The sequence below is a fragment of the Candidatus Methanoperedens nitratireducens genome (genome assembly GCF_900196725.1).
GTDB classification, from domain to species: domain Archaea; phylum Halobacteriota; class Methanosarcinia; order Methanosarcinales; family Methanoperedenaceae; genus Methanoperedens; species Methanoperedens nitroreducens_A.
This window is the reverse complement of the sequence record NZ_FZMP01000075.1, coordinates 1-4,935: the sequence shown is the minus strand read 5'-3', so window position 1 is coordinate 4,935 and position 4,935 is coordinate 1. Positions and strand designations below refer to the sequence as shown.

Annotated in this window: 9 protein-coding genes and 1 tRNA gene; 1 reads left to right on the top strand and 9 read right to left on the bottom strand. The window is 39.9% G+C overall.

Translation table 11 applies throughout. The features are described 5' to 3' along the window. Window positions 1-40 precede the first annotated feature (40 nt). From MNV_RS20565 to MNV_RS05830, 7 genes are all read right to left on the bottom strand, one after another. Window positions 41-175, bottom strand: a complete 135-nt coding sequence (locus MNV_RS20565; RefSeq protein WP_255251623.1) for a hypothetical protein — start codon at window positions 173-175, stop codon at window positions 41-43. Continuing rightward, window positions 172-537 carry a HepT-like ribonuclease domain-containing protein gene (locus tag MNV_RS05850; protein ID WP_096204417.1) on the bottom strand — a complete coding sequence of 122 codons (366 nt, stop codon included), beginning with the start codon at window positions 535-537 and terminating at the stop codon, window positions 172-174. Before MNV_RS05850 ends, MNV_RS20565 begins: the two co-directional genes overlap by 4 nt. Then, window positions 534-830, bottom strand: coding sequence for a nucleotidyltransferase family protein (locus tag MNV_RS05845; protein ID WP_096204416.1), 297 nt, complete (start codon window positions 828-830; stop codon window positions 534-536). The genes MNV_RS05850 and MNV_RS05845 overlap by 4 nt, the downstream gene beginning before the upstream one ends. After that, window positions 827-1,147, bottom strand: a complete 321-nt coding sequence (locus MNV_RS05840; protein ID WP_096204415.1) for a type I restriction-modification enzyme R subunit C-terminal domain-containing protein — start codon at window positions 1,145-1,147, stop codon at window positions 827-829. The genes MNV_RS05845 and MNV_RS05840 overlap by 4 nt, the downstream gene beginning before the upstream one ends. A gap of 48 nt (window positions 1,148-1,195) precedes the next feature. Continuing rightward, window positions 1,196-1,786 (bottom strand): DNA primase large subunit PriL, encoded by a 591-nt coding sequence (locus MNV_RS20560; RefSeq protein ID WP_256999966.1) that lies wholly within the window; start codon window positions 1,784-1,786, stop codon window positions 1,196-1,198. Window positions 1,787-1,899: 113 nt separating this feature from the next. Then, a complete protein-coding gene (locus MNV_RS20555; RefSeq protein WP_256999965.1) occupies window positions 1,900-2,208 on the bottom strand; it encodes a hypothetical protein in 309 nt (102 codons plus the stop codon). Window positions 2,209-2,210: 2 nt separating this feature from the next. Then, window positions 2,211-2,948: a DNA polymerase sliding clamp gene (locus MNV_RS05830; protein WP_096204414.1), complete on the bottom strand. Its 738-nt coding sequence runs from the start codon at window positions 2,946-2,948 to the stop codon at window positions 2,211-2,213. 113 nt (window positions 2,949-3,061) lie between these two features. Between MNV_RS05830 and MNV_RS05825 the strand changes: the two genes are divergently transcribed. Next, window positions 3,062-3,547, top strand: a complete 486-nt coding sequence (locus MNV_RS05825) for a hypothetical protein (protein ID WP_096204413.1) — start codon at window positions 3,062-3,064, stop codon at window positions 3,545-3,547. Window positions 3,548-3,553: 6 nt separating this feature from the next. Here MNV_RS05825 and MNV_RS05820 read toward each other — a convergent pair whose 3' ends face one another. Both MNV_RS05820 and MNV_RS05815 read right to left on the bottom strand, forming a co-directional pair. After that, a complete protein-coding gene (locus tag MNV_RS05820) occupies window positions 3,554-4,480 on the bottom strand; it encodes an RAD55 family ATPase (RefSeq protein ID WP_096204412.1) in 927 nt (308 codons plus the stop codon). A 121-nt stretch (window positions 4,481-4,601) separates the two neighbouring features. Continuing rightward, window positions 4,602-4,676: transfer RNA gene (locus tag MNV_RS05815), tRNA-Pro, on the bottom strand. Window positions 4,677-4,935 lie beyond the last annotated feature (259 nt).

Below are 4,935 nucleotides of genomic sequence, written 5' to 3'. Positions count from 1 at the left end.
TGTAATTTTGCGTTGCAATTTGCATGAATTTGCGTGCAAGTTATCGCCTCTCTAATATCTGGTATTTTATCGCTCTTCCAACCCCTGTCCTTTCAATAAATCCAAGTTTTTCCATGACCTCAAGAATTGGCTTATTTTCTTTTAGTTTAGTTATAATGTGGTCAATTTTCTTCATGGTAAAGTATTTTCACCTTTATCCATATCTTCCAAAACCTTTGAAACTGGAACTTTCAATTGAGGCACATCTTCCGTTGCTGTTCCCCATAAAATTTCTAAATCAACCCCGAAATATTCATGAGCCAGCCTGTCTCTCATTCCAGCCATCTTTTTCCATGGAACATCTGGATATTTCTTTCTTATTTCTTCGGGCACATTCTTGGTAGCTTCCCCGATTATTTCGATGGCGCGAACGACACTATAAATAGTCTTTTTATCTTTTATAAAATCCTCAAAATCCATTCCTTCAATGAAATTTCTGACATCATTTATAGTATCAAGTATGTCTTGGACAAAATCTCCATATTCCCGTTTCTTCATACGTTAATTACCTCTTCAAGAATATGCTTGCCGATTCTTGGTTTTAATGCTTTCTTAGACACAAGATCAATTTTAACTCCCATTTTTGTTTCCAGGAAATCCTCCAGTTCCATAAATTCAAAAAGACCTACTGGTTGCTGAAACTCCACAAGAATATCAAGATCACTGGATTTTTTTTGTTCTCCTCTGACGTATGAGCCAAAAACTCCGAGCGTTTTGACTTTATATTTCTCTTCAAGAACTGGCTTATTTTCCCGAAGCTTCATGATAATCTGGTCAATTTTCTTTTTCATACCGCCAGCGCCTCATTCATTTCACTAATCATCGCATTCATTCCATTCCCAAAAAGCGCAAACATCATACCACGTCCTCCGTGTGCGTCAAAAGGTGTGTAGTCAAGATTCTCAACCTCAATATGAAAGCTTGTGGCAATATGTTCTTTCATCATCCTGAGCCAGTTCATTTGCTCTTCATTGAACTTTAATGCTCCGGCTTGCTTTTCAAACACCCATTTCTGGAAATTCCTGTCCACAGTTTTATCATAGGCTGTCAGTTTATCAATATTATCTCTTGCTGCCTGTTCAGGAAATTGGTTTATCGATCCATCCATATTATACACTTATTAATTTTTCTCATAGTATATAAAGTATAATTTATATCAATTTCCTTTCTTCAATATCCATGCTTTCTTCCGGTAATACGACAGCGGATGCGATATCCTGTCACAAAGCGCCTCTTTTCCATAACAATTCCCGTATGTTATCATGGTGGCGCATGAAGGGGATGTATATGCTGTACCTGTTGCGCCGTGGATATGATTGACCTGGTATCGCGTACGCTCTTCATCAAAATCCGGTGAGACCTTAAAGAGTTCAATTATCCCATCCATGTTCATCCCGATATTTAGCAGGAAGGAAACAAGGGCAAACCGCATCGAATGTGCAAGATTCACCCCGGCTTTGACATTTGAGAGGGCATGGAGAACACATGGAGGAAAACAATCAGGCATTATTTCCTTGAATTCCTCGATATTGAACTCGGATTTTCGTGTTGTCAGGGCGTTCCTGATATCCTCAAGATATTGCGCCAGGGATGTGCATATCTCAGGAGGAACAGCAAGTGGAAGACCATGTTCAATACGTTTCCTGATGGCTTCTTCCAATATACGTGAGAAGTCTTCCCTTGAAAGTGACACCCTTCCATGGTCAATATTCCTGTTCACAAGCTTCCATTTGGGTTCATGGATCACATTCGCATAGCGTATGTAATCCGTAAAATGAATGACTGCTCCTTTCTCATCAAGAACTGCGTTTATATTAAAATCAAGCGCAAATTCCTTCAGCTCATCTTCCCGCAGTTCTTTTACTTTCTCGAAAGCTGATTTGCCTCAGAAAGCGCATAACGCTTGATAAGATATCCGTCATTGATGCACGATACAAGAATTCTTGCAACAGGATAGGAGAGAAGTTCTTTTTTGGCACTCTCTTCACTAGGAGATGCATTCCTGGTGATACCATCCCCGATAGCCTCAAGTACACGGTGTTTTCCGCGTTCCCTTACCTGTTCAAATGCCCTTTCGGAAAAGAGTTCTTCAAGTTTGAAATCCAGTGCTTCTACATATTTTGCGGCTGCATTGACAAAAGGAAAATAAGCAAACCTGAAAACATCCATGCCTATTCTGATTCAACCCTGGGAGCCAGCATATAACTGACCTCTCCGTGACCTTCTGCGATCTTGATCCTGATCTTGAGCGGGAAATCCTTTCCCAGGTCGATATTGACTTCATTTGATTTCCCCAGGATCTTACTCATGTCAGAGAGATAATCAAGGGAGAATAATGATTTCGCATCAGTCCCCTGGAGGTCTATTAACTGGCTTTTTCCTAATTCCACATGTACCTTATCCGTATCTCCTTCCGCTTCCATGAAGAAAACATCTCCTTTAACTCCCATAGACATGTAATCGCTCACTTTTTCAGCAGCTTTTACAGCCCTTTTTATATCTTCTCCACGGATAACGATGTGCGCCGGAAGGTCAAGTGTAGGAACTTTTGGTTCTTTGCGAATGGATGAAGGGTCAAGCAGGGACATGGTGTAAGCAAGCCCGCGCATCCTTACAATGAGCTTATGGCTGGCCTCATCAAGCTCAAGCTCGATGTTATCGCTCTTTTCTGCCATCTCCATTACCCCGATCAATTTTGTGAGATCAATACCAAGTTCACCTTCTGTTGCATCAAAAGATTCAAAAGCATCTTTTGAAAGCTCAAAACTCACCATGGCGACATTGGCAGGGTCCACGGCCTTTACTGATAGACCCTGGGGCGTAAGCCTGAATCTTGCTTCATCAACGAGTGTGGATATTGATTCTATTGAATCTTTCAGTTTTTCTGCGCCTATTAATGCCTTAAACATAATATGTATCCTCTACTAAACGATAATCAACTTTAATAGGTAATTCTATCTATTTTATTCTATCTATTAAACTTCGATACTTTCATATCTATCCTCCGCATTAAATGCAAAACATGACAGGCCGTTCGATCGATATTGCCCTGACCCAGGCCGAGGCAGGAGAAAAAACAGAAATAGTATATGAAAATGTATGCACGCTTTCAACAGAGCCTGAATTATGCTTTAATTACGCAACAACGCATGACCTTAAGAAATGGGGTTTCTCAGAAGGATGTTTTAGCTGTTTATTAAAGGATAAGAAGGACACGATCATACAGGTGATTACAACATACAAGGATAATGAAGGAGCAAAAGAGGCTTATGAAGCCGATGCCAGATATTTGAAACGGCATGGATATGGGAAGCCGGTAATAACAAAAACCATCGGTGAATCGTCTTTTATGCTAATGAAAAAGGATTCGGAAGGGATCACATATAATCTCCTCTTTTTAAAAAATAATATTTTTGCCGCGATCAGCGCCAAATACAAAAAAGATATTCCTGATAATCCAGGGCATCTTACAGGTCTTGCTGAGAAAATAGAAGCGAAAATAAAGTAAGGATGTCTAGGTAGAATTAATATTAATATCAACAGGCTTGATAGAAGGATTTGAAGTTTTTTGTGTTTGTGTTGCAGGCAGGGTTCCTCCAAATATTTTAGCGAGTCCCTTATTGCCTATAAGTTCCAGTCCATGCCCGGCAAATATAAATGGGTGCGACATTTCATTTATTTTGGTAATTCGCAATTTCTGGATCTGGAGATAATATGTAGGATATGGATCAAGGTCATACCTCTGGTTTTTGTCGAAAAATATAATGCCATCGCCCATAAAATCAAATTCGTCATATTCCTTTACTTCAAGGCCATGTCTTTTTTCAGTGATCGCAAGACATGTTATTTTCTTATCCCTTATTTCTTTTAATATGCTTCTCCACTGTGATGACCGTCGGAATTCATGTATATCGAAAAAAGTGTTGAGTGAATCAAAAACAATTCGTTTCGGCTTGAAAACATTGATTATTTCAATGATCTCTTCAGTTGAAAGCATTGTGAACCCGAAAATTTCCAGATACCCCTTGTCGATATACTCACCTATGTCCCATCCGAACCTGATGGACTGCTTTATAAGATGTTCCACTTTCTCTTCAAATGAAAAAAAAATACATCGTTCGTCCCTTTTTAAACCTTCCATTAGATACTGCAATGAAAAAGTGGTTTTTCCCGTGCCAGGCGGACCTGTAACTACGACTACAAAACCCTCCGGTATTCCGCCTTCTATCAGGTTATCAACACCAGGTATCCCTGCATTTACCCTTTTTATCAACCTGCTGATAGTTTGAGCGTCTACTTTTTCCTTGAAACGCAGTTTATCCATCCCGAGAAGTGCGCGCTCAAGCACTGTGTTCTTCGCACCAAGTTCTTTCTCGTAACGTTCAAGTATCCTCAATGCTTCGGTGCTTATGGTTGTGTGTATGGGATGTTTGTCGTTCATGAATTTGAGATTGGATAATTTTGATTCAAATTAGTGTTTGAACGCACAATATATTAATAAGAGGTGTGAGAAAAGTGTCACACCATTAAATATATAATCATAAAATTATATAATATAAAGATGGGATAGCGCGGATTTGAACCGCGGTCTAAGCGTCCCAAACGCTCAAGGATGGACCAGGCTACCCTACTATCCCGTGGGGCGTCTCAATAACAGCCTTATAAGATAAAAACCTTTACTTCTTTGTTCGGGCAGTTATTTCACGACATTTCTTTTTCCATGCCCTGCCTTTATTGCCCCAGGACTGCCCACATCAAACCCAGTATGGCTACCATTTACGAGAAGGACGACCAGGACAACGGCGATTTTTTGGAAAAGGCTGAATGACGCAGCGAAGAATGCAACATATATTTATTTGCAAATATCAACCCGCCGAATAAAACATGCTATGGAAT

Excerpts from the sequence above, each read along its gene's own strand:
- MNV_RS20565 (WP_255251623.1), bottom strand. The coding sequence starts at position 175 with ATGAAGAAAATTGACCACATTATAACTAAACTAAAAGAAAATAAGCCA.
- MNV_RS05850 (WP_096204417.1), bottom strand. The coding sequence starts at position 537 with ATGAAGAAACGGGAATATGGAGATTTTGTCCAAGACATACTTGATACT.
- MNV_RS05845 (WP_096204416.1), bottom strand. The coding sequence starts at position 830 with ATGAAAAAGAAAATTGACCAGATTATCATGAAGCTTCGGGAAAATAAG.
- MNV_RS05840 (WP_096204415.1), bottom strand. The coding sequence starts at position 1,147 with ATGGATGGATCGATAAACCAATTTCCTGAACAGGCAGCAAGAGATAAT.
- MNV_RS20555 (WP_256999965.1), bottom strand. The coding sequence starts at position 2,208 with ATGGATGTTTTCAGGTTTGCTTATTTTCCTTTTGTCAATGCAGCCGCA.
- MNV_RS05830 (WP_096204414.1), bottom strand. The coding sequence starts at position 2,948 with ATGTTTAAGGCATTAATAGGCGCAGAAAAACTGAAAGATTCAATAGAA.
- MNV_RS05825 (WP_096204413.1), top strand. The coding sequence starts at position 3,062 with ATGACAGGCCGTTCGATCGATATTGCCCTGACCCAGGCCGAGGCAGGA.
- MNV_RS05820 (WP_096204412.1), bottom strand. The coding sequence starts at position 4,480 with ATGAACGACAAACATCCCATACACACAACCATAAGCACCGAAGCATTG.